We start from the raw sequence: 23,534 nt of genomic DNA, 5'->3' as shown, positions 1-23,534 counted from the left end.
GGGTTATGCTTACTTGTTCAATAAATCAGTCGGTTATTCCTTAATCTGTTTGCTTTCGGTCACTTCTTTGAGAAACGACAAAACCTTTTCCAGGACATTAGCCTGAGAAAAAAGGGGACCGGCGTGGGGTGCTTCGGGTAAAATCAAAATATCATTTTTAACCCCGGAGACTTGCAGCAGATTGGTAAAAAGCTGTCCCAGCCAAAGGGGTGAAGTTGAATCTTTGCCTCCATGAATTGTTAACGCAGGAGGATCGTTTTTGTCGATATAGGTGGTGCCACTTGCCCATTTCGCCAGATCAGGACGTTTTAAAGACGAGGCGCCGAGAAGCCTGGATATCATCGAGTTGTCGTCATCCACATCGAAGGACAGCCCGCTTCCATGCAACACGTAAAGATCGGTGACGCCATAATAATTGATTACGGCCTGAAAATGCACCGGATTGTTTTTGATTGAAAAAGGATAAAATTCTTGCCGGTGGTTGTTGCTGCTCATGCCGATCAGCGTTGCCAGATGCCCGCCCGCTGACGCGCCTGCGATGATAAACCGGGACGTATCGAGGTTATACTTCCCGGCACTTTTCCATAACAGGTCAATCGCTGCATTACAATCCTTCACCTGCGCGGGGAAAATGGTGTCTCTCGTAAAACGATAATCCACGCTTGCAATGGCGTATCCGTGTTGCAACATTCCGTCCACGTGCATGTTTTTCTTGGTGCCATTATTCCAGCCTCCGCCGTGTATCCAGATGATAACCGGTACCGGTTTTGATACATTTTCAGGAAGATATAAATCAAAAGTCTGTCTGATATTTGCGCTGCCATACCGTATATTTTTGATCAGTTTTGCACCCGGAATCCACAAGGTATCGGCTTCCTGAGCAAAACTTTTGCTCAGTGCCACAACGATCAGAAACAATATGAAACCAGCTCTCATTTTATTGAAGATTTACTTCCAAAACCTGAATCCCGAAACCTGGTATTTGCAGTTTGGTGTCGGTTAACAACTGCCCGGATGTGAGATTTTTGATTGTTTTTACTTTGGACCCTGCTCTGAGCTTTTCGCTGTTTAAGGATAAGTTCAAGGCAACGGCCTGCGTGCCGTTGTTTAGCAGAATCACGAAATAGGTATCGCCGGATTCAGCTTTTGCCAATAAAGGATCAATAGAGGGACTGCCGGTCTGTGCGAATCCTTCGCGGATCATCAGGTTTGCTCTCGTACCATAAATGTTACCGGATGCAAAGCCGTAGCTCTGATGCGGACCAACTTTGGGCGTTACAAAGCCTCGTGGAAAACTAACTTTTTCAGCGGATCTCAATGCTGCTTCGGAAAGTAAATAATCCGTAATCCATCCGATCTGCCACCATGCGTGATGGGGATAAGGACCTGCGCCTCTGTTCATGGCCTGCCAGTAGTACGATGCAACACTGGTTTTTGGATCCACAAAAGCATCGCGTCCGATAGCGGCTGACCGTGCAAGATCGGCGAAAATCTGTTCTCCTGTGATGCCATACATTCTGATAAACAATCCTGCATGACTGGCCAGCTGAATAGGTCCGTGACGTGTTGCAGAACCAAATATGCCGCCATGTTCGAAGCTCAGGCCGGCCTGGCTTATTTCCCAGTCTTCTCTTTCAACGCCGTTAACAATCTTGATTTTTTTGGATGGAATAGGATGGGTGTAAATCGAGCCTACATAGATTTTGGCAGAAGTGATTGCCGCCGCCTGATACCGTTTGTCTTTGGTGATGTCAAAAAGATCGAGCAAAGCCTGCGCCGACTGACCGGTTGCAAAATCCGGTGCGTAACGTGCATCACCGCAAACCCCTAAAAAAGCGCCGGTTTCTACTGCGTTTTTGATAAACCAGTCGGCACCTTTCTGCGCTGCTTTCAGGTATTTTTCGTCTTTCAGAATCCGGTAAGCAACCAGCAAACCGTAGAATGTAGGACGAACATCTTTGATATCTTTAAAAAGCTCTGCGTCCGTTTTCCGGTCATAAGCAACCGCGAAACTTCCGTCAGGTTTTTGCCAGCTCAACAGTTTTTCTGCGCCCAGTGTCAGCCGTTCTTTCAGTTCATTATTTTCAGGCTCAAAAAGAAGCATGTTACCAATGTCCAGCATCACATAATACGTCAGCCCGATCGGTTCTACAACGGAACCCCATTCTTCCACAAACTTTTTGCTTTTGGCAAGATAATACTGTCCTTCGATGGCGCCCTTGAAAAAGCCCTCATCGGTCATTTGCTGAACGAGCTTAAAATTTTCAGCAGGCGGCAATACTTTTTGTGTCAATTCAGGATCTTTGGTCTCGTGCGCAAGCATCCACATCGCTCCATAATCTGAATTTTTCATGGCATCTTTATTCGAGCCAACAACGCCGCCCAGATAGGACTGTGCACCGATTTGTTTCCCTTTGTATTCTTCGATATTCCAAAGTGAAGTTTTTGGGTCGATGAGATAGTGGTGCATTTTTTCGATACGATCCGTCAGAGATTGCTTGCTCTGGCGCAGCGCCAAACCTTCTTTGAAATTGTAGATATCATAAATGGCATGATTCAGTGCCTGGAACCAATCGCCGGCAACCAGACTGAAACGAAAGCCATAACTGATTTCCTGACCAGCTTCCCGTTCAGACCTTTCCTCTCCCAAAACAGGATAATAAAGTGTCGGCGATAACTGCGATTTGCGGTTCATGTGTGATAATCCGATAAACCAGTCGGTCTGCGTGATCTTATCTTTTGCCCAGGGATCGCGTGCCAATCCGGGTTCTGGAATTACCGATAAAGTGATCCCGCTTTTTGTACTCACCAGCGGACTTAAAGTGCTGGCGCAGCGTTCGCGGTAAATAACAGGACGATCCGGAATTCCATGGCCGTATGCATAGGCCAGTGCAAAATTTTTCTGCATGAAATTTCCCTGAAAATAACCAGGCACAGAAACCCAGGACATTTTATCCGGGGATAATGTGGCCAGGGTAGGAGAGGCCAGTGAGAAAAACCCTTTCGTTTTAGGAGTTATAGTTTGTTTTACCTGAATGTCGTTGTGAAACTTCTCATCCAGTTTCCAGTCGGCTGTAACGGTTGCAACTTCCGTTTCCTGGCTAAACTGGATATGTTTGCTATCAATCACTTTGACATGAGCAGGGAAAAAATGGTACGCTTTTCCGGCCGTGTTCAGAGAAACAGCCGTCGTACTTTCTTTCCATTGCAGCTGCTGATAGTGGTAGGCATCTTCCGGGAATTTGCCACCGGTTATCTTATCAAAAGTCTCAGCCGATTCAGCCGAAGGTTTTGTTTCGGAGAACAGTAAGGTGTATTCGCCGGAAGGTGCAAGGTCAGTAACCCACTTCCCGTTTTTGTTAACGGCAACCTTTTGGATACGATAACCTTCCGCAGATTTTTGCCAGACGATCTGTATGTTTTTATTGCCAAGCGTTATGGTTTTCGGCGATTGTCCGAAAGTAATCGCTGCAAAAAACAGATATGAGAACAGGCTCAGATAATATTTCATTTCAAATTGATTACAATGCTTCTGATTCATTTTACCCTTTTGCCCTTGGTTACGCCGTAAACAGGGATCCGTATTGCGGGAGATTGTTTATCGTGTAACTCCTGGTTTATCCTCTACAAAGAGTTTTCACGGCCATCTCTACCATATCGTGTTATGGCTGGGGTGCAACTGTTTCACCTTTCAGGATCGCCATCAGTTCGGGCAAATGATCCTGATAAACACCTCTTGGCGTTGTTTTGTATTTCGCAGTCAGATAAGCCGCAAAGCCGACCACTTCGCCCATCATTCCGCAGGTCCGCATGACGCGTGTGCTTCCGAAGGCGACGTGCGTCGTGCTGATATTCCTGCCTGCTACAAAAAGGTTCTGAATATTTTTGGAATAAAGGCAGCGATATGGAATGGTATACGGCGCCACTTTGATGTGTTTTGTACCGGCAAAGAATTCCTGACCTTCGAAATATTTACTGTTTTTAGCATCGGGAAAATGAAGATCAATAGTCCAGGTTGCCGTTACCGACCCGTCCGGATATTGCTTGCCTTCCTGAATATCCATCTGATTTAGAATGTGATCACCTATGATACGTCTCGATTCTCTTTTTCCGCCAATGTACGCCACCCAGGCCAGCTCATGTTTGGCATATTTCTGCGACTTGTGGTTTTTAAGATAAGACCAGTTCCCGTAGATGGCGCGCAGGTTATGGTCCCGGATTTTCTCGGCGTCGGTGATGGTGTTAAAATTGCCAAAACCGGTTTCCCATTCCCAATCCGCCTTGCTGTTGTCGATATGATATTCATCTGAAAATTGCAGTGCCCAGGGTGTTTCCGGAAATCTGGAAACAGTGTCACGCGGTAGTGAGGCCCAAAGATTTGATGTGCCCAGGGTGAAATCATCCGCCTTTTCTGCCGCCAGCGATTCGCCCGTTTCGGCTTTGCTTTCACGTCCCATACGGAATTCGGCGCCGGCTAAGTATCCGATTGTTCCGTCGCCCGTGCAATCTGAAAAGAAGGAGCCTTCAAACCGGGTTTCTTTATTCGTCGCAATATCCCGACCCACAACGGCGGTGATGATATCGTTTTGTTTTTCAACTTTATACACATGCGTGTTCAGGAAAAGCGAGATATTTTTCTCGGCTTTTACAATGGAAGTCTTTCTGGCGTCGCCATATTCTTTGGCATCCGGATTACCATTTCCCGGGTCACCATTATCCATTTCTCTGACGATCCGGCCTAATTTTGGATAATGGTTTTTATCGACATCACCCATTAAATGGACTCGGATTTCGGAGCTGTTATTGCCTCCCAAAACCGGACGGTCCTGAATAAGGGCAACTTTCAGCCCCATTCTGGAAGCTGAAATGGCTGCGCAGGTCCCGGCAATTCCGCCACCCACCACGACCATATCAAAATGCCCGGCGGAAGTCGGTGTATCGGTAAGATTTAACAGTTTTTTACGAAATGCTGTCAATTCTTCGAGTTTGTTTGGCGGGGTGAATTTTGGCGCATCTGTGAAAAGAATCGCATCGCAGCGGCCATTAAATCCGGTTAAATCCTTAATCGATAACTTGATCTGATCATTTTTGATTTCGGTTTCGCCCGCGTCATACCATTTCCATTCGTCTGAGCCACTTTCTCCAAAAATCTGTTTGATCGGGTTTCCGTCAATAGAAACCTGAAATTTTCCGGGGCCCTTTGGGAAAGGAGCCCAGTCTTTGGTACGGACCCAAACATGGTATTTGCCCTTTTTTGGGAATTTTACGGTCGTTGTCGCGTCTTTAACCGGTCGCCCCATGCCATGCGCCATGAGGTACGAGGAACCCATAACCACAAAAGATTGCTGGTCGATAACCCAGCCACCCTTGTCTTCAAATGACTCGGTTTCAACGAATACATGGTTTTGCGCTGATAACTGTAAGGTGGCTAGAAAAAGGATTATAGTTAAATAGTTTTTCATTTGCGTTTTGGTTTAGCCCTCGACTGACGCGTTGGGTTAAGTTAATCAACTTTGTACTGGTCCTCATGGCTAAAGCCCTGGATTGAGGGGATCGCTTGCCCCCAAGGTTAAAACCTTGGGTTAATAATTTTTTCCCGAAGCGAAGGCCTGGGGCTTCTTCCTTTGGCTACTTGTACTGGCTAGGAAGGCTAAAGCCTTTGGTTGAGGAATCACTTGCGCTTGCCCCCAAGGTTAAAACCTTGGGTTAATAATTTTTTCCCGAAGCGAAGGCCTGGGGCTTCTTCCTTTGGCTACTTGTACTGGCTAGGAAGGCTAAAGCCTTTGGTTGAGGAATCACTTGCGCTTGCCCCCAAGGTTAAAACCTTGGGTTAATAATTGTTTCCCGAAGAGAAGGCCTGGGGCTTCTTCCTTTGGCTATTTGTACTGGCTAGGAAGGCTAAAGCTTTGGGTTGAGGAATCACTTGCGCCTGCCCCCAAGGTTAAAACCTTGGATTAATAATTGTTTCCCGAAGCGAAGGCCTGGGGCTTCTTCCTTTGGCTACTTGTACTGGCTAGGAAGGCTAAAGCCTTTGGTTGAGGAATCACTTGCGCCTGCCCCCAAGGTTAAAACCTTGGATTAATAATTGTTTCCCGAAGCGAAGGCCTGGGGCTTCTTCCTTTGGCTACTTGTACTGGCTAGGAAGGCTAAAGCCTTTGGTTGAGGAATCACTTGCGCCTGCCCCCAAGGTTAAAACCTTCGGCTAGTAATTGCTTCCTGAAGCGAAGGCCTGGGGCCTCTTCCTTTGGCTACTTGTACTGGCAAGGAAGGTTAAAGCCTTGGTTGAGGAGTGACTTGCGCCTGCACCCAAGGTTAAAACCTTGGGTTAATAGTGTTTCCCATGCGAATACTTTGGGTTAACTACACTTTCTTGATACACAAGCAGGTGAGTACTGTATTAACCCAAGGCTTTAGCCTTGGGGGGCCGGGTCTCTCTTCCGCCAGACTTTAGTCATCAGTATTTTTTGCCAGGATTTCTCTGCTTTTTTCCGTTAGTCTGGTTTGTCTTTTCAGGATATTAAGTTTCAGTTTCCGTTGTTCCTCATTTGACTGTTCGATGCCATTTGCTATTTTTTCGGTTAAGGTTTGGTTTAAAGGAATAGCCGATAGTTTTTTCAGAATCGCGATCTGCATCGGGTATGATGACGACTCGTACACCTTCCACAGCCAGTTTTGTTTTTGTGGTTTGGAGAAGAAGTAATTACCGATTTTTTGCAGAGCTGTTCTGGCCGTAAACAGATTTTTCCCGGTGATCACTCGTTCAATATCCTGTTCATAAGGTTTATTAACTTTACCATCTTTGCCGATCACTTTTTCCATAGCCCAATATTGGTAGTGATAGTTGTTATCGGCCAGGAAGGAATGTAGCATGCGATCATTTTTATAGGATTCAGTAATTTTCAGCATTTCCGGGACTGCCTTTCCATACGCGATTTTCCATAAAGTGAAACAGGTATAAACTGCTCCATCGATCACTTCATTTTTAATGGTCTTCAATGTTGCGCCGGTTTTGGCGTCCACAGAATCAGAGAGATTGTCAGTGCCTTTGGCGATCAGCTCTTCCATTTCAAGATCAGCGAAAATGGAATTTTGTTTGGCCAGGATTTCCTGCAACTTTTCGTAATCCTCCTGCTTAAATTCGTCGTGATCAATCTTTGTCAAAACTTTTCCTTCGGGCAGGTCGTAGCGCTCGTAATTGCCGAGGAGGTCCCAATAAAAATTGATGTGGACCGGCTTACATTCATTTGTGTAACAAACCGGTGTGAAAATATTCCGGAAGAAATATAACGGTCTTCCGGAATCATCAAGTTTTAGCTTTAAGGTATAGTTAAGGGTATCATTTTCTACAATCGTAAATTCCCGGATATTCTCCTTCCCGGCTGTTTTGTCACTTGGCAAAACAGCATATCCCTTCTTTGTTTCTGTAAAAGAGAAAATCGGAATAAGTACCATAAGAAGAAAATAGCGGTTCATGATTGGAATGTTTTCCCTGGTAATTATTTCCAGTCGGGGTTTTGAACCAGCTTTGGATTGGCATTAATCTCATCCTGCGGGATCGGGAAATATTTGTTTTTGGCCTGAACCGTTCTGGTTGGATACACCGGATTGACAGCCTTTGGAATCACTGTCAAAAACTTTCCGGTACGTGTCAGGTCATACCAACGATCACCTTCGGCAAAGAATTCCCAGGCGCGTTCCTGGATCACGGCATCAACAAAGGCGTCTTTGGCTAAACCGGCAGTCAGGTCAGCCAAACCAGCTCGCTTCCGAACGATGTTAACAAAACCATAAGCAGTTGCGGTTGCTCCGTTTAAACGAGCTTCCGCCTCGGCTGCGATCAGGTAGACATCAGGCAATCTTAAAATCGGGATGTTAGGAATTAACCCGATTGTAGAGCTTGGGTCCATGTATTTTTTGATCAAAACACCCTGTGTGGTGATGGGCGTAATGCTTCTTTGCGGAACAATTTTACCGGATTTGTCTACATAATTGGTATCGAGCAAAGTCCTGCGTTTGTCGGCCGGATCAAAGGAATTGAAAAACGACTGATAAGCGAACATAGACCCGAACGAAGTTCTTGCAAATGCCGGGCCAGCGCTGCCCGGAGGGCCGCAAAGGCCTGTCAGCTGATGACCTGTGCCGGGAGAAATGGGGTCAACTTCATAAGCCCAGATGTTTTCGATTCGCGCTGCATCTTCCTTTTCATTGCGATAAACATCCTGCACATCAGGCATCAGTGAATATTTATTGGAATTGATCACCACTTTCGCTTTTTCCAATGCTTTTGCCCAGTCTTCGTTGTACAAAGCGGCTTTGGCATAAAGTGCACTGGCGGCTTCGTTGGAAGGACGACCTTTGTCAACGGCGGGATAAGAAGGCAAACCGGCGGCAAGGGCCTGATCCAAATCGCTGTAAATCTGTTTATAAACATCCGCCTTGGGGCTTTTCGCAATTGTTGCTTCGGCTTCTGTGTAACTCGGACTGATCTTCACGGGCACGTCACCAAAGTTTTTGGCCAGCAAAAAGTGATAGAAGGCACGCAGGAAATATGCTTCCCCGATAATCTGCTTTTTGCGGGTTTCGTCCATTATGGCCTCAGGAACTTTGGCAATAACCCAGTTTGCCTTTTCAATACCGCTATAACACGCCGTCCAGATTTGCTGAGGAGATTCATTCACCCGGCTGTTGCTTTTTTGGGTTGTGTAATTCACGTCATAGGTGAAAAGCGTCAACGTGTTACGTCCAACCACACCGCGCGGATAACTCTGGTCATCACTGAAATCAGCAACCAACGTGAAGGCCGGACCGTTGCCCAGACTGCTTAATCCGCTGTAAACAGAAACCAGCCCTTTCTCGGCATCGGCAGCGGTTTTGTAAAAATCTTCTGTGTAAATAGAAGAATAAATTTTTTCGTCGAGTTCGCAGGAGCCAAGAACAAGGGAAGCTCCAAGCATGACCGATAGTCCTGTCGTTTTATTAAATATGTTTTTCATGTGTAAATGCCGGTTTTAAAATGTTACCTGAATACCTCCCAGAAATGATTTCGCCTGCGGATAAACAAAGTTGTCTACGCCCATGACGGTATTGGAACCTGCGTAAGTGTTCACTTCCGGGTCAAATCCGCTGTAATTGGTAATCGTGAAAAGATTGTTGGCGCTTACATAAATCCGGATGGCCTGAATGCCCTTGAAGCGGGGCAGGGTATAACCCAGCGTCACATTTTTACAGCGCAGGTAAGATCCGTCTTCCACTACATAATTTGTGATCGGCAGACGGCCTCCCTGGAATCCGCTGGTATACTGGTTGTTCGGGTTGGTTGGCGACCAGCGGTCTGCAACGCCTGCAAGCATGTTACGTTGTCCCAATGGGTTTTCGAAAGAAAGGCGGCTTGCGTTGTAAATGTCATTCCCCTGCGTACCGGAGAAAAATGCGCCGAAATCAAATCCTTTGAACGACATATTGGTCGAGAAACCGTAGATGAATTTTGGATTGGGATTTCCTACGATAACCTGATCCGCAGCAGTAATTTGTCCATCGCCGGTTACGTCTTTCACTTTCTGGCCACCCAAACGTCCGTCATAACCCGGCAGAATTGTTTCGCCGGTTTGGTTAACACCATCAAAAACATAGGTTTTAAACAAACCAAGTGGTTCTCCGACTTTTAAAATGGTGTAGGTGGTAACAAAACGCTCATTGGTTACACCGCCATCCAGATTCAGGACTTTATTCCGGTTGATGGTCGTATTGGCAGAAACATCCCATTTGAAAGCGCCGTCAGAAACACGCGCATTGACAGCCAGTTCAAGTCCTTTGTTTTGAAGTGATGCAAAATTGCCCGTGATGTTGGCATAACCCGAGCTGAATGGTAACGTTTTTACATAAAGTAAATCATCTGTTTTCTTCTGATAAACATCGGCAATGATACTGATCCGGTTATTTAAGAGACTGATATCTACCCCAATGTTGGTTTGCCGCGAGCTTTCCCATCTTAAATCAGGATTGGCAATACCCGTAGGGGCAATACCGTTCACGAATGCGTGGTTCAGGTTGTAGTCATAACCGGCTGCGGATACGATGGCAAGTGACTTGTAGGGATCAATACCGCCTGCGTTTCCGGTGATCCCGTAACTGGCACGAAGTTTCAGGTCTGAAATCCAGGGGAGGTCTTTCATGAACGATTCTTCGATAATGCGGTAAGCGGCAGATATGGCTGGGAAAGTACCATACTTGTGGTTTGCCCCAAATTTGCTTGATCCGTCGATACGGGCTGTAAGATCCAGAAATAATTTGTCTTTGAAACCGTAGTTAACCCGTGCCATGTAGGAATCCAGGCGCTGGCTGCTTCTGCTGCTGTTCACCGTTCTGGTCAGACCAAGTTGCAGGGCCTCGTTTTGTGTTGCATCGTTAGGGAAACCCGTAGCATTGATCGTATTGCTGTTCCCCATTTCAACCTGGGTTCCGAAAACGGCCGTCGCTTTGAGCGTATGATTTTTAGCCAGATTGGTGCTGTATGTCAGGATACTTTCATGCAGCAGGGCCAGATAGTTGTAATTTGATTTTGTGGCAGAACCTGAATTGTCGGTCAGGTCAGTTTTGTTAACAATAGATCTTGGCGAGTAATAGTCAAACAAATCCCCACGCTGATCAGCATTGAAAGAAGCGCGGTAGGTCAGTCCTTTGAAAAGTGTCGCCTCACCGTATAGGTTAATCAAAGTTCTTTTGATTGCTTTCTGATTTAAAACGGCTGCAAAACCGAGTGGGTTGGTTACCTCACGATACTGAGGACCTTGTTCTCCAAATGGAAAAAGCGTCCCGTCCGGACGATAAGGTACCAGCGTCGGAGGCGCGCCAATGGCAGCACCGAGTACGGACCCCAATACAGCACCGCCGTCACCTACGTTTTCACCGCCGGTCTGAATGCCATCGCTGATCGAATAACTCCCCTGAATACTGGTACCGATTTTGATCCGGTTGGAAAGTTTGTGGTCAAGATTCAGACGGTATGAATAACGTTTGAAATCAGAGCCGATGATTGTTCCCTGCTGATCAAAAAAGTTCAGCGACATCGCAAGCTGCGTTTTTTCGTTACCGCCATTGACCGATAACTGATGATTTTGGATCGGTGCTTTCCGGAAAATCAGCTTCTGCCAGTTGGTGCCTTCTCCAAGCGAAGCGGGATCTTTATAATAATTGTTTTTGAAAACTTCATTTTCGAGCTGAGCGAATTGAGAAGCGTTTAAAACGTCAAGTGTCTTATTTACTTTTTGTGTACCATAATAGCTGTCAAAAGTGACACGTGTAGCACCGTTTTTGCCTCTTTTGGTGGTAATCAAAACGACACCATTGGCGGCTCTTGCACCATAGATGGCAGAGGCAGAGGCATCTTTCAAAACCTCAACCGACTCAATATCATTGGGGTTGATGGTAGAAAGCGGACTGACATCCGTAATGCCGCCGCCATTGGAAATCTGAATACCGTCGATAACATACAGGGGCTCGGACGAACCGTTGATCGAGTTTGTTCCGCGGATTCTGACGCTGATATTACCACCGGGAGATCCGGAATTCTGGCTGATCTGAACACCTGCCACACGTGCCTGCAAACCTTGCGCAATGTTGGCAACCGGCGTTTGAACCAGGTCGGATGCTTTAACCGAGGCAATAGAACCGGTTGTTTCCACTTTTCGCTGTGTTCCGTAACCTACCACGACCACTTCTTCCAGCGCCTTTTGATCTACTTTTAAAGTGAGGTCAATCGTCGTTCTGTTGTTAACCGGAATTTCTTCTTTCAGATAACCTACAAATGAAAAAACCAGAGTAGCCTGCCCGGCAGCGGCAATGGAATAAGTCCCGTCGACGTTGGACAGTGTTCCCTGCTGTGTACCTTTTACGGTGATACTGGCTCCCGGTACCGGCTGTCCGGTTTCATCAAGTACCTTTCCCTTTACGGACTGGTCCTGTGCATAAAGACGTTCGCTTGCTCCTGCAATGGTCAGCAGCATGAGAAAACCGATTTTACATAAATTTTTTAGCATAGTTAAAAGGGTTTTTAAAGTAGCTCTAAAATTGAAATAGTTCAATTTTTTAGTTTAAAATCAGGGGTGATTTGAAATATTCAAATCCTGAAAAGAATGCCTGATACTGGATTAAACTTGAATTGTTACCTGAATATAGGAAGGAGAGAACGATTGTCAAGGGCGAAAAAACGCTGAAATATCTGAGATTATCACAAAAAGTATCGGTAACGTTTGCGGATACGTTACCGATATATGGTTATGATTATTTTTAATATGAAAATTTTAAAAATGATTTTTTGAATATCTTTGCTTAATGATTTTATGGATAATTTTAATGATGTTGAAATAATACAATGATTGCTTGTCCAAAATGTGCGGAAGTTGGTGCGATTATGAAAGCAGGTTATGTCCGGAACAAACAGCGGTATGTTTGTAAGGATTGTAATTACTTTTTTACCTTATCAGACCCGGATCAGATCACACCCCGAAAAAAGACCCGGCGGCATCAGACTACCATTATCGATATTGCCAAATCAATCGGCGTTTCCAATTCCACGGTTTCGCGGGCGCTGCACGGGCATGCGGATATCAGTCCTGAAACACGACAGGCTGTTCTGGAAATGGCTGCGCAGATGGACTATCAGCCCAACCAGCTGGCGTATAACCTGGTTAAAAGCCGCACAAATACCATCGGGATGATCGTGCCCGAGTTTACAAATTCATTTTTTCCGAATGTGATTATCGGCGCGCATGAAATACTCACGGAAGCGGGTTACAACCTGACGATCATGCAGTCCAATGAGTCTTACCAAGTGGAGGTTTCTAATACCCGGGCGATGCTTGCAAACCGGATCGACGGCCTGTTGATCTCCCTGACACAGGAAACGAATAACTATGATCATCTGAAAGTATTTGAGAAGAGGGGAATTCCTTTGGTTCTTTTTAACAGGGTTTGTGATCATGTGGAAGCGCCAAAGGTTGTCGTGAATGATTTTGACGCCTCTTTTACAGCCGTCGAACATTTGATCCTGAATGGTTATGAACGGATCGCGCATTTGGGCGGCCCTTTGAATTTGCTGGTGAGCCGGGAGCGTCTGCGGGGTTATCGGGCGGCGATGGAAAAGTATGGAAAAAGCATCGAGGAAAATATGGTGATCCAGGGGATGTTTTCTCAGCAGAAAGCAAGAATCTACGGAAAGTATCTGCTGGATCTTGAAAACCGGCCTGATGCAATATTTGCCGTCAATGATTCATCAGCGATTGAAATTATGCTGATGGCGCTGGAAAAAGGAATTAAAATTCCCGACGAACTGGGGGTCGTCGGATTTAGTGATAACCCTGAATCTGCGTATATAGGACCGGGATTAACCACCATCCGGCAGCCTACCGGGGAAATTGGTAAAACCACCGCGCAGTGGATATTGCAACTGATCGACTCTGAGGAAGAAGTGAATTTACCAAAGCAAAAAGTACTGAAAACGGAGCTGGTGGTGCGGGGATCATCGCGAAGAAGCCAAATTTGAGCAATCAAAAAAATGTCCTGTGACTTTAACGAAAGGGTAACGTATACTATCAGTTGGCAACGTAGTCAACCCTGATTTTATACCCAATTAAAACCCCCGATTGAATGTTAAGTAAGTTATCCTCCGTTATTTTCTTTGTTTTACTATCTCTTAAATTATTTGCTCAGGATACCATTGTTTTACGAAATGGCGATGTGCTCCGTGGAAAGGTCGTTGAAGTGGGTACCCGGGAAATCAAATACACCACCAATGCGGAACCAGGCAGCGCAGTATTTTTAATCGCGAAGAAGAAAACTAAAAAGATCAGCTTTGGCAGCGGCGAAGAAGTGGTGGTAACGGGTGCCGATAAAGAGTATCGTACATCAGCTGACCTGCAAAGAAACATCATTACCGTTTCTCCTTTTAAGGTTATGGATCTTGGTATGGGTTATGGAGTAAGTTACGAGCGGCAGCTGGGTGATAAAAAGCTTGTTGCTTTGATTTTACCGTTTACAATGATTTTTCCAGGCCGAGATGACTATTATGAAAGTGATAATGCGGATCTGAATAAAAATTTTGGATACTATTTAAATCCGGGAATCAAGATATACCCTTTCGGGCAAAAGAAAGTGAGTTATGCCATGGGGGCGAACTTTTCGTACGGACATACTTATATTTGGGAATATCAGCGCAATTTTGATAGTTATACTAGGGAATACTACTACGATAACTTCAAAAAGGCGAAAACCCGTATGGCGCTGATGGTTAATAATTATCTTAATCTTCAGGTCACAAAACATTTGCAAATTGGTATCAATGCCGGGATTGGACCTGTGCTGATGAGAAAGGTGAAGTACTTTTCAGACAGAGATTATTATGATAACTATGATTACGATGATAACGTTGTTGGTGAAGTTGCATTTAATTTCGCCTATCGTTTCTAGGTTCTGCTGTTAGTTTCGGAATCATTGATTTTGCAGCAATAGCTGTGGACGTTTTTGGAAATTGCCCCGTGTCAATACCTATATTGATACGGGTTTTGTATTATCCAATGGCAGGAATTTGTAAATTAATAGCTTAAACGTTAAAAAAGTACGCTCTCAGAGAAAACGCACTTTATTAACTACAGAAGAAAATTATGATATAATCTTAAATATCGTCTGTCAGCTAAAAACCTTCCGGAATAGTTCCAGGCTTTTGGGGACAGCGGTTGCAGGATTTTCCTTTCCTTCCATTTCCAATGAGATATACCCTTTGAAATTAGCTTTGCGAAGGATATCCGCTACTTTATGATAATCGAGGTCGAGATCATAGAAAAAACCTCCGCCATAATATGTTTTAGCCTGAACAATGGTTGCGTAGGGAGCCAGTCTTTCAAACTGAGGATATGGATTTCCGACAAAATTCCCGGTATCGACATTCATACCCATGGCAGGGGATGAGGAAAGCGGTTTATATATTTCCAGTAAATAATCGATGTTGGATGACAAGCCCCAGTGGTTTTCGATAGCCAGTACGACACCTGCTTTTTCGGCGGCAACCAGGCATTCGCCATAGGAGTCAATGCACCATTTGATCGCATCCTGATCCGTGTAACCCTGAATTGCAGGTTCTTTTCCGTCTTTGTAGTAGGCGGCATCACGTTTAACAGTCCGCCAGCTTCCTGTGTTCATACGGATGGCAGGTATCCCCATTTGTACGGCAAGGTTAATGCAGCGGATGGTATGTTCCACATCTTTTTTGCGATCTTCTGCTTTGGGCTGAACAAAACTTTGGTGGATCGAAAGCATTGGAAGTGAAAGTCCGTTATCAAAAGCAAGCCGTTTCAGCTTGTTCATGTAAGGAATGCTTTCATCCGTCATTTGGCGGTGCAGGATTTCTACCCCATCGAAACCCAAACGAGCGGCATCTTCGATTACTTTTTCAATCGGGTATTTCTTTTCCTCGAAATGCCAGTACGAATAAGTCGACACGGCCAAAGGGATTCGGCGGGCTGCGGGAGCAGGTGCTGCCGGCTTTGCGGACGTATCGATAACCGGAGCGGCCAAAGCCGCGGCCCCTGCCAGCGCAGTATTTTTTAACCAGTTTCTTCTGGATGAAGAAACTTCCTGGTTTGAAGGAGTTGATGATTCTTGCATTGAAAAATTAAAAGGTTAGGAATAGTCTTGCTTGAAAAATATAATTAAAGATAGGAATAGTTATTATTATTAAAAATCACCGGGCCGGTTAGAGCCCGGTGATGTAATATTTACGGGTTTTGTTTCAAAACATTTGACCCCATGATATCAATCTGCGCTTGCGGGATCGGGAAGTATTCGCTGCTTCCTTTTTTAAATACTGCGCCAGTCAGGTAGGATCTTTTCTTGCTTTCTTTTGCCAGATAAGCGTTAAGTACTACGTCAGCATTTCCCCAGCGAACCAGATCGAAGTGACGGTGACCTTCCATCGCCAGTTCAACACGGCGCTCGAAACGAACGGCCTTTCGGGCATATTCCTGACTTGCAAAAGCCGGGTAAGGTTTTACCAGATAATTTGCCGCCGGGGTTCCGTCGTCCTTTTTTACCAATTCTGTGGCAGCACGAGTTCTGATCTGATTCACGATGGCAAGAGCCGTTGCCAGGTCATTTTCTTCCACGGCAATTTCAGCACGCATCAACAAAATATCGGCAAAACGGATGGCCCGATAGTTATTGGCATTGGCACGCGGAGATTCTGCACCAGCATTTTCGCCGCTTGCTGCAAAAAACTTCTTGAAAGTATAAGGACCGGCAAAGCTTTGGTCGCGGATCCAGTTTTTCCCCGGGTGAATGCCCCAGTTAAGGAAGGGGAGGCCACGGCGGCCAACAGTCCAGTCTAATCTTGGATCAAGTGTTCCATCGTAAGGCGTGAACGGGTCGCTGGAAGAAAGACCTTCGTCGTTTTTCACATCCGTGTCATTAAAGGTATCCAGAAGAGGCAGCCCGTTTGCATCCGTTTTAAATGCGTTGACAAGATTTTGGGAAGGCTGGTAAAACCCGCAGCATCCGCCAGGGCCCGAACCATATGGAAAGTTGAGGTTATCACCCCAGCTTCCGTTTTCACCGCTTCCACCGTCGGCAACGGACATTTGTACTTCAAAAACAGACTCGCTGTTGTTTTCGGTAGCAATTCTGAAATTGTCGTGATAATTGGCGACAAGCGAAAAAGGACCATTTGTTACCAGATCCACCAACAAAGGTTTTGCTGCCGTGTAATCGCTTTGGTACATGTGGGTTTTGGCCAGCATCGCTTTAGCGGACCATTTACTAGCCCGTCCCACCTGTGCCTTTGTTGCAGAAAGGTTGTCAACTGCAAACTGGAAATCAGCTTCGATCAATGGCCAGATATCCTTGTCGTTTGGCAGGTTGAGATAATCCGTTACTTTTTCATCAACATAAGGCACCATGTTCCACATCTTTTTTGCTTCAAAATGGTACCAGCCACGCAGGAATCGGGCTTCGGCAGTAGCTTGTGATTTTTCCGCATCGGTCATATCCGTTGCTTTGGCAATCAGGCGGAGCACGTCGTTGGAACGCGAGACACCGTCATACAGCGCAACCCACTTATCATTGAAACCGCCGATATCTGCCTGCTGGATGTATTTTTCGATGGTTGTGATCTGGGCAAGGTCACCTACGTCGCTTCCTTTGTAGCCGTCGTCGGATGCCACCGTTCCGTAGATCCAGTTACTGACGGCCGAAAAGTATGTACCACCAGATCCCACTCCGTCCAGTAAGCTGTATGCTCCGATCAGGACTGAATTGACACCTGATTTGTTTGAAAGCATTGCCTCATTTCCAACGCCCAGTGGTGTAGTTTCCAGAAATTTATCTTTACAGGAATTCATCATTCCCATGCAAACCAATGCTGTAAATACTAAAATTTTCTTTTTCATATATTGCTGATTTTAAAAATCTGTGTCGGTTTGTTTTCGTTAAAATCCAAAGTTGAGACCAACCTGATACATTTTGGATCTTGGGTAATTCCCCTGATCAACACCCAATACAGTAGAACCCGGTGCCGAGCCGACCGAGGTAACTTCCGGATCAATGCCTGAGTATTTTGTAATCGTGAACAGATTTTGTCCCTGAACATAAATACGTGCACTGGATAGGCCTAATTTGGCCAATGCCTTTGCAGGTAATGTATAACCGATCGTCAGGTTTTTCATTCTGAAATAAGAACCGTCCTCGATGAAGTAACTTGACGGTTGCTGGCTTCTGCTGTCATTTGCGTCCAGAATCGGTAAAACCGCGTCCGGGTTTTGAGGAGTCCATGAGTCGTTCAGCATGCGAAGACTTCTGTTACCAGCCTGGTTATTGAAATCAGTCCAGCGTTTTACCATGTTCAGGATCTGGTTGCCCTTAACACCCTGGAAGAAAGCCGAAAGATCGAAACCTTTATAACCCAGGTTCAGGTTGATACCGTAAGTGAAATCCGGGTGCGGGTTTCCAAGGAATTTCCGGTCGGCGTCGGTGATCACACCGTCCTGATTGGTGTCGTGATATTTGTATTTCCCAACGGCTGCATAACCCGGGTATGTAGGCCCTTTGTCAACTTCCGTCTGGTTCTGATAAATTCCGTCGATCTGCAAACCGTAGAAAGAATATAACGGCATTCCTGCTACTGAGCGGGTCCATGTGTAGCTGCGGATTGTTGGCCCGAGAAGTACGGCCGAAGCACTGTTGTTCAACTTTTCAACATTATTTTTGTAGGCCGAAATGTTGGCACCGATCGAGTAGGTAAGCTGTCCGTCCAACGCCTTGTTGTTGAAATCAATAGCAAGATCAATCCCTTTGTTATTCATTTCGCCAACGTTTACAAAAGGAATTGTCGCCACACCCTGGGTTGCTGGCAAGCTCACCTGATACAACATGTCGGAAGTGGTACGGTTATACAAATCAAGATTCAGGTTAAACATTCCTTTCAGGAAAGTCGCATCCAAACCAACGTTTGTCTGCGTTGTAGTTTCCCATTTCGCATCCTGATTTCCAAAAGCCTGCGTATCAAACCCGGGCTGAACGGAGCTGTTCGAACCATCGATGGCATAAGACGATTGGTTAAGCGTCGAGCGATACGTGCTGAAACCGTTGTAGTTCCCAATTTCCTGATTACCCGTCTGTCCCCAGCCCGCTCTCAGTTTCAGGTCGTCAAGCCAGCTTAGCGGTTTCATGAAAGTTTCTTCTGATAATCTCCAACCCGCACTGAATGCCGGGAATGTACCATAACGGTTGTTCTGACCAAAACGCGAAGAACCGTCGCGTCTTACCGTTGCTTCTAATAAATAGCGATCTTTCAATGCATAGTTAACTTTTCCGAAAATGGAGAAAAGCGACCATTCATAACCCGCACCGGTGTTGTTGATACCGGCCGATCCTGCGCTCAGGTACATGTACTGAGGATCTTCGGAATAGAAGGAAGTACGTGTCGCCGAAAAATCCTTGCCCGAGCCTTTGATTGCTTCGGTACCTGCCAGTACGTTCAGTTTATGAATGCCACCCAGGGTTTTGGAATAATTCAGGGTATTCGACCAGGTCCAGTTTACATCGTAAGCATAGGCATTAGTCAATGAGTTATTGGATTCAATTTCTGCTTCTTCCAGATCGAGCAAAACATAAGCTGTTCTGTTTGAATTGGTAAAATCGACACCGATGCTCGACTTCGCGATCAGATCTTTAAGGACGTCAACCTCTACGTAGGCGTTACCGAAAGTTCTGAACGTGTTTACGCGGTTATCTTTTGTACGGTACAATTGCGCAACGGGGTTTGTTGCAGGTCCAAGACCGGCAGCACGCGTCGCAGCGAATTTGCCCATGATATCATAAACCGGAATGATCGAAGGGATGCGGAATCCGTTTCCGATCGGGTTACCATCCTGGTTATTGGTTGTACTGGCCGTTCCGTTGTTGCTGTAATAACCTTTATTTTCCGTATAACTGACTTCAAGATTTTCACCAAAACGGATTTTCTTTTTCAAAAGGAATTCTGTGTTCGAGCGCAAGGAGTAGCGGTTAAACGATGTATTTTTCAGGATACCGTCCTGCTTGAAGTAGTTAAGAGAAAGTGCATACCTCCCGGTTTCACTTCCGCCTGAGGCACCAACATTATATTCCTGAATGGCGGCGTCACGAAGAATTTCTTTCTCCCAGTCTGTTCCTTGCTTGTTTGCTTTTACGATCTGATAAAAACCGGTACGGTTATAGTTGTACAGGGAAGGATTTGTTTTCGGATCCCCTTCTGACAAACCATAACTTGAACCAGCAAGAATGTAATCAGGAACAACTGCATTAACGCCGTTGCCGTACTGCTGGTGAGAAGGATTTCCGTTGGTAAGTACGCCGGCATTTCTGCGTTGGGTCCAGAGAAGATCGCCAAACTGCTGCGGATCAATGATCAGTCCCAAATCTACTTTACCAGTTTGTACACCGAAACGGCTGTTGAAAGTAAATTGAGGTGCACCGGTTTTTCCTTTTTTAGTGGTAATGATGATGACCCCGTTTGCCGCCCGAGATCCGTAAATCGAGGCAGAGGAAGCATCTTTCAAAACCTGCATCGACTCGATATTGTTCGGGTTAATGCTGTTCAAACCACCCTTGGTTGGTACACCATCGATAACATACAAAGGATCGTTGTTGTTGATCGTACCAAATCCGCGGATACGGACTGTTGCTTCACCGCCGGGTGTGTTGTTGGCAGTAACGGTAACACCTGCCACGCGGCCTTGTAATTGCTGTGCCACGTTTGGTGCAGAAACTTTTGTCAGTTCCTTGGTATCTACCGTGGATACCGAACCGGTGATATCTCTTTTCGACTGAGAAGAATAACCCGTCACAACGACTTCACTCAATGATTTAACATCCGACTGAAGTGTAATTTCGATCACCGATTTGTTGGCGATACTGATTTCCTGTGTCAAAAAACCAATCGATGAAACAACAAGTGTGGTGCTGCCTTCCGGTAGTTCAAGCGAGAAGTTTCCTTCGCCGTCCGTTGTGGTTCCAACACTTGAACTGCCTTTCAATACGATTGTAGCACCGGGAATTGATCCGCCGGTCGCATCGATCACTTTTCCTTTTACCGGAAAAAGTATGGATTTGATTGTCTGGATGGAAGTTCCCATGCCTTCAATTACCTGGGGCGCAGGCTTCGTTCCGGGAATTCTCTTCAACAGGATCTGCTTGCCCGAAACTTCATAAGTTACCTTTAACGGCGTCAGAAAGTTATCCAGAATTACTTCCAGTTTTTCTTCTTTTGCGGTCAGGTTCACCTTGCGCTGAGACTGGATCAGCTCGGGGCTGTACATGAAGTTCACACCTGAAAGCTTGCCAAGTTGTTCCAGTGCCACACCAATTTTCTGCTCCTTAATGTTAATCGTCAACCTGCGGTTGAGCACTTCCTGAGCATTGCTGTCAATTGCAAACGACAAGCCGGAAAATTGTATAATGATGAATAATTGTATGAGGCTGATTCTCATAATTTTAAATATGCTTGGGGGCCATTGTAAGGTTTTTTTCATACTTTTGAATGTTTTGATGGTTATAAAAAAATCAGCAAAATAATTCCCGTGTCCCTTTTTCGGGGGACTTCATCTTAGTGCCAACATAGGTGGGGAGTTTTAATCAGGGTGAATGATGTTGCCACATCGTTCACCTTTTTTGTTTGTTTTCAAATAGTCTGGGTTTAGGAATAAATAATTATTGACAAGCGTTACCGGTAATCGTTATTTTATTATCACTGACCTGATACTCAGCTTCCAGAATTGCACATATCCATTTCAGTTTATTATCCAGAGGCTCGTCACCAAGCGTGGCGGTGACACTGCAATGGGCCATAACCTGCTCGTTAAAGGTGATATCAATGCCATAGGCTTTTTCAAGTGATGAGAAAACCTCTGAGACTGGCGTTTCGTTGTATGTAAAACTTTGGTTTTCAATAGGAATCTTTAACAAAGCAGGGCCCTTTGCCGACGTTCTGGTAAGCAGAGATTTGCGGCGTTGAAACGAAACCTGCTGGTTTGGCGTCAGCAGCAGTGCTGATAATTTCCTGCCTTTTGTATAATCATCCGCATGTTTGTCTTTGTTTGAAAAAACAGATACTTTCCCCGTTTTGACAGCCACCAGAACATGATCACCCGACTCATCGGCCTTAATACTAAAACTTGTGCCCAGCACTTTGGTTACCAGTTCATTCGCATAGACGAAAAAGGGGCGCTCCGGATCTTTTGTTACTTCGAAAAATGCTTCCCCTGACAGGATAACCACACGTTTGTCTGGCCCGAATTGTTTGGTGTAACAGATCCTGCTGTTTTTTTGAAGCACAACGGAACTGCCATCCGGCAGCTGTACATATCTGGCTTCTTTATCTGCATTTGATACTTCTACTATTTCGTTATTTTGGGTAAACTGCCGTTGGTTTTCCACAAAAAGCGAGTTGTTGTTATAATGTTTATAAAATACAAGACCGATTGCCAGGAGTAAAAGCACAGATGCGGCGGCCATCCAGCCAGACCGAAAGGAATTCAGGCTTTTCGGCCGGTTGTTTTTATTGACTATATTTTCTCTCCGTTTAGCAATTTCAAGTGACTGGCTTATTTTGTAAGCAATGTGTTCGTCGGTGATCCTGAGCGTTTCGTTTTGTGATGAAAGCAGTGCAAAACGCGCCTGCTGAAGTGCTTCTTTCCGAGAAGAATCTCCTGCTGTCCAGTTTTTCCAGTATTGATCGAGTTCAGGATTTTCTTCCAACACCCAGGCTATAAAAACCGGGTTTTTGAGTAAGTCCTGAAAAATTTCGTCGGGCAACTGATCCATAAACAACAATATTTTTCTGCGTGTATATTGTTATTATCTTTTATAATCGTCCGGATACTCACTTGCCAAAGCTTATTTTTAATATTCTTTAAAAATTATAATAAAATTTCGAAAAATGAATAGAATATAAAAGAAAAAGAAGGTGTGATAGGCCAGATGTTCCGGAGGTTGGACAGGGCACGTTGCAGGATATTACTCACGGATTGCGGCTTGATAGCCAGCATCGTACCAATTTCTTCGGACTTTAATCCCTGGAAAAAACGAAGGTAAATAACTTCTCGCTGGCGCACAGGAAGCTGTGTCATCAGCTCCTTAACCTGATTTTCAAGGCCGGATTCATTTTCATTCCGGATCATCATTTCTTCGGAAGAAGACTCCATCCATTGGTCGTCAAGCTGGCCGGTAAGTTCCTGTTCTTCGGAAAGTGGTTTTAAAGTTTTGATGATGCGGTGACGGAAAGATTTGAGGAGGTAAAATTTTACGGAAGGAGTATCATTCAAATTTTTGCGATGCAGCCATAAGTGGATCAGCAGATCCTGCAAGACATCTTCGGCAAGATGAATGTTGGGAGTGAATCGTAAACCGTAGTGAAGTAATGTGCGGTAATAGCGTGTGGCGAGCTCAGTATATGCCGCCTCATTTCCATCCCGGAAACTGTCCCAGAGTATTGAATCATCCGTATGTTTAGTGATTTGAGTCAATATTAATTCTGTTGAAAATAGACATGCTAGAATCAAAAATAGGTAAAGCTTGAGTTATATAAAATAGTCTTTTGTGTTTTATTTGAATAACAAAATTAAATTACTTTATACTCCAATAAACATGTGTCTGTAAAACGATTTAGCAGTGAAAAATGAGTTTCAAACCTCAGCATAATACAGGTTAGCGTAAAAGAAACCAGGTTTTAAGCTCTGTCATGCTGAGTACATTTTTCATTAAAATACCATACTTAAATCCGGAGTTGTGTTACTATGATTCGCACGAGCAAGTATACCTATAATACTGGCGAGATGCTCCAATCAAATGTTTTACTTTTCGTTATAACCAAAGAAAAGAAGTATCTTGAGGAGGCGCAGCGTATTGCCGGTTCGACCGAAAAATATTCTTACCGTAACAATAAACTGCCTGACAACTATTGGTTCAACGTAGTGCTGCTTTGAGGTACGGGGAGCTTTATTAAGTAGACAAGA

14 protein-coding genes are annotated in these 23,534 nt (G+C 45.1%); 3 read left to right on the top strand and 11 right to left on the bottom strand.

Features of this window, described 5'->3' with window-relative positions; genetic code table 11:
- Positions 1 to 33: 33 nt before the first annotated feature.
- The 6 genes from M1L62_RS03200 to M1L62_RS03175 all read right to left on the bottom strand — a co-directional run bounded on the left by M1L62_RS03200 (position 34) and on the right by M1L62_RS03175 (position 12,035).
- On the bottom strand, positions 34 to 936 hold the full coding sequence (locus tag M1L62_RS03200) for an alpha/beta hydrolase (RefSeq protein WP_254411559.1): 903 nt from the start codon (positions 934 to 936) through the stop codon (positions 34 to 36).
- A gap of 1 nt (position 937) precedes the next feature.
- Positions 938 to 3,511, bottom strand: coding sequence for a glycerophosphoryl diester phosphodiesterase (locus tag M1L62_RS03195; protein WP_254411558.1), 2,574 nt, complete (start codon positions 3,509 to 3,511; stop codon positions 938 to 940).
- Between the two features lie 151 nt (positions 3,512 to 3,662).
- The gene (locus M1L62_RS03190) at positions 3,663 to 5,462 is read right to left on the bottom strand and encodes an FAD-dependent oxidoreductase (protein WP_254411557.1); all 1,800 of its coding nucleotides are present in this window, start codon (positions 5,460 to 5,462) and stop codon (positions 3,663 to 3,665) included.
- A 985-nt stretch (positions 5,463 to 6,447) separates the two neighbouring features.
- Positions 6,448 to 7,473, bottom strand: coding sequence for a hypothetical protein (locus M1L62_RS03185; protein ID WP_254411556.1), 1,026 nt, complete (start codon positions 7,471 to 7,473; stop codon positions 6,448 to 6,450).
- A 23-nt stretch (positions 7,474 to 7,496) separates the two neighbouring features.
- Entirely contained in the window at positions 7,497 to 8,993 is a 1,497-nt protein-coding gene (locus M1L62_RS03180) for a RagB/SusD family nutrient uptake outer membrane protein (RefSeq protein ID WP_254411555.1), read from the bottom strand.
- Positions 8,994 to 9,008: 15 nt separating this feature from the next.
- Entirely contained in the window at positions 9,009 to 12,035 is a 3,027-nt protein-coding gene (locus tag M1L62_RS03175; protein WP_254411554.1) for a SusC/RagA family TonB-linked outer membrane protein, read from the bottom strand.
- A 335-nt stretch (positions 12,036 to 12,370) separates the two neighbouring features.
- On the opposite strand from M1L62_RS03175, the gene M1L62_RS03170 reads away from it, so the two are divergent.
- Positions 12,371 to 13,540: a LacI family DNA-binding transcriptional regulator gene (locus tag M1L62_RS03170; RefSeq protein WP_254411553.1), complete on the top strand. Its 1,170-nt coding sequence runs from the start codon at positions 12,371 to 12,373 to the stop codon at positions 13,538 to 13,540.
- A 104-nt stretch (positions 13,541 to 13,644) separates the two neighbouring features.
- Positions 13,645 to 14,463, top strand: a complete 819-nt coding sequence (locus tag M1L62_RS03165; RefSeq protein ID WP_254411552.1) for a hypothetical protein — start codon at positions 13,645 to 13,647, stop codon at positions 14,461 to 14,463.
- 219 nt (positions 14,464 to 14,682) lie between these two features.
- Here the strand turns inward: M1L62_RS03165 and M1L62_RS03160 are convergent, their stop codons facing one another.
- The 5 genes from M1L62_RS03160 to M1L62_RS03140 form a co-directional block, all read right to left on the bottom strand.
- Positions 14,683 to 15,657, bottom strand: coding sequence for a sugar phosphate isomerase/epimerase family protein (locus M1L62_RS03160; RefSeq protein WP_254411551.1), 975 nt, complete (start codon positions 15,655 to 15,657; stop codon positions 14,683 to 14,685).
- 110 nt (positions 15,658 to 15,767) lie between these two features.
- Positions 15,768 to 17,432, bottom strand: coding sequence for a RagB/SusD family nutrient uptake outer membrane protein (locus M1L62_RS03155; protein WP_254411550.1), 1,665 nt, complete (start codon positions 17,430 to 17,432; stop codon positions 15,768 to 15,770).
- A 39-nt stretch (positions 17,433 to 17,471) separates the two neighbouring features.
- On the bottom strand, positions 17,472 to 21,011 hold the full coding sequence (locus tag M1L62_RS03150) for a SusC/RagA family TonB-linked outer membrane protein (protein WP_254411549.1): 3,540 nt from the start codon (positions 21,009 to 21,011) through the stop codon (positions 17,472 to 17,474).
- A 220-nt stretch (positions 21,012 to 21,231) separates the two neighbouring features.
- Positions 21,232 to 22,344 carry a FecR family protein gene (locus M1L62_RS03145; protein ID WP_254411548.1) on the bottom strand — a complete coding sequence of 371 codons (1,113 nt, stop codon included), beginning with the start codon at positions 22,342 to 22,344 and terminating at the stop codon, positions 21,232 to 21,234.
- Between the two features lie 95 nt (positions 22,345 to 22,439).
- Positions 22,440 to 23,045: an RNA polymerase sigma factor gene (locus M1L62_RS03140; RefSeq protein ID WP_254411547.1), complete on the bottom strand. Its 606-nt coding sequence runs from the start codon at positions 23,043 to 23,045 to the stop codon at positions 22,440 to 22,442.
- A 270-nt stretch (positions 23,046 to 23,315) separates the two neighbouring features.
- Here M1L62_RS03140 and M1L62_RS03135 point away from each other — a divergent pair, with 270 nt between their 5' ends.
- On the top strand, positions 23,316 to 23,504 hold the full coding sequence (locus tag M1L62_RS03135; protein ID WP_256527621.1) for a glycoside hydrolase family 76 protein: 189 nt from the start codon (positions 23,316 to 23,318) through the stop codon (positions 23,502 to 23,504).
- Positions 23,505 to 23,534 lie beyond the last annotated feature (30 nt).

This window comes from Dyadobacter diqingensis, assembly GCF_024220585.1.
GTDB classification, from domain to species: Bacteria; Bacteroidota; Bacteroidia; order Cytophagales; family Spirosomataceae; genus Dyadobacter; species Dyadobacter diqingensis.
The sequence above is the reverse complement of the archived record's forward strand: the minus strand, read 5'-3'. Positions and strand labels throughout refer to the sequence as shown.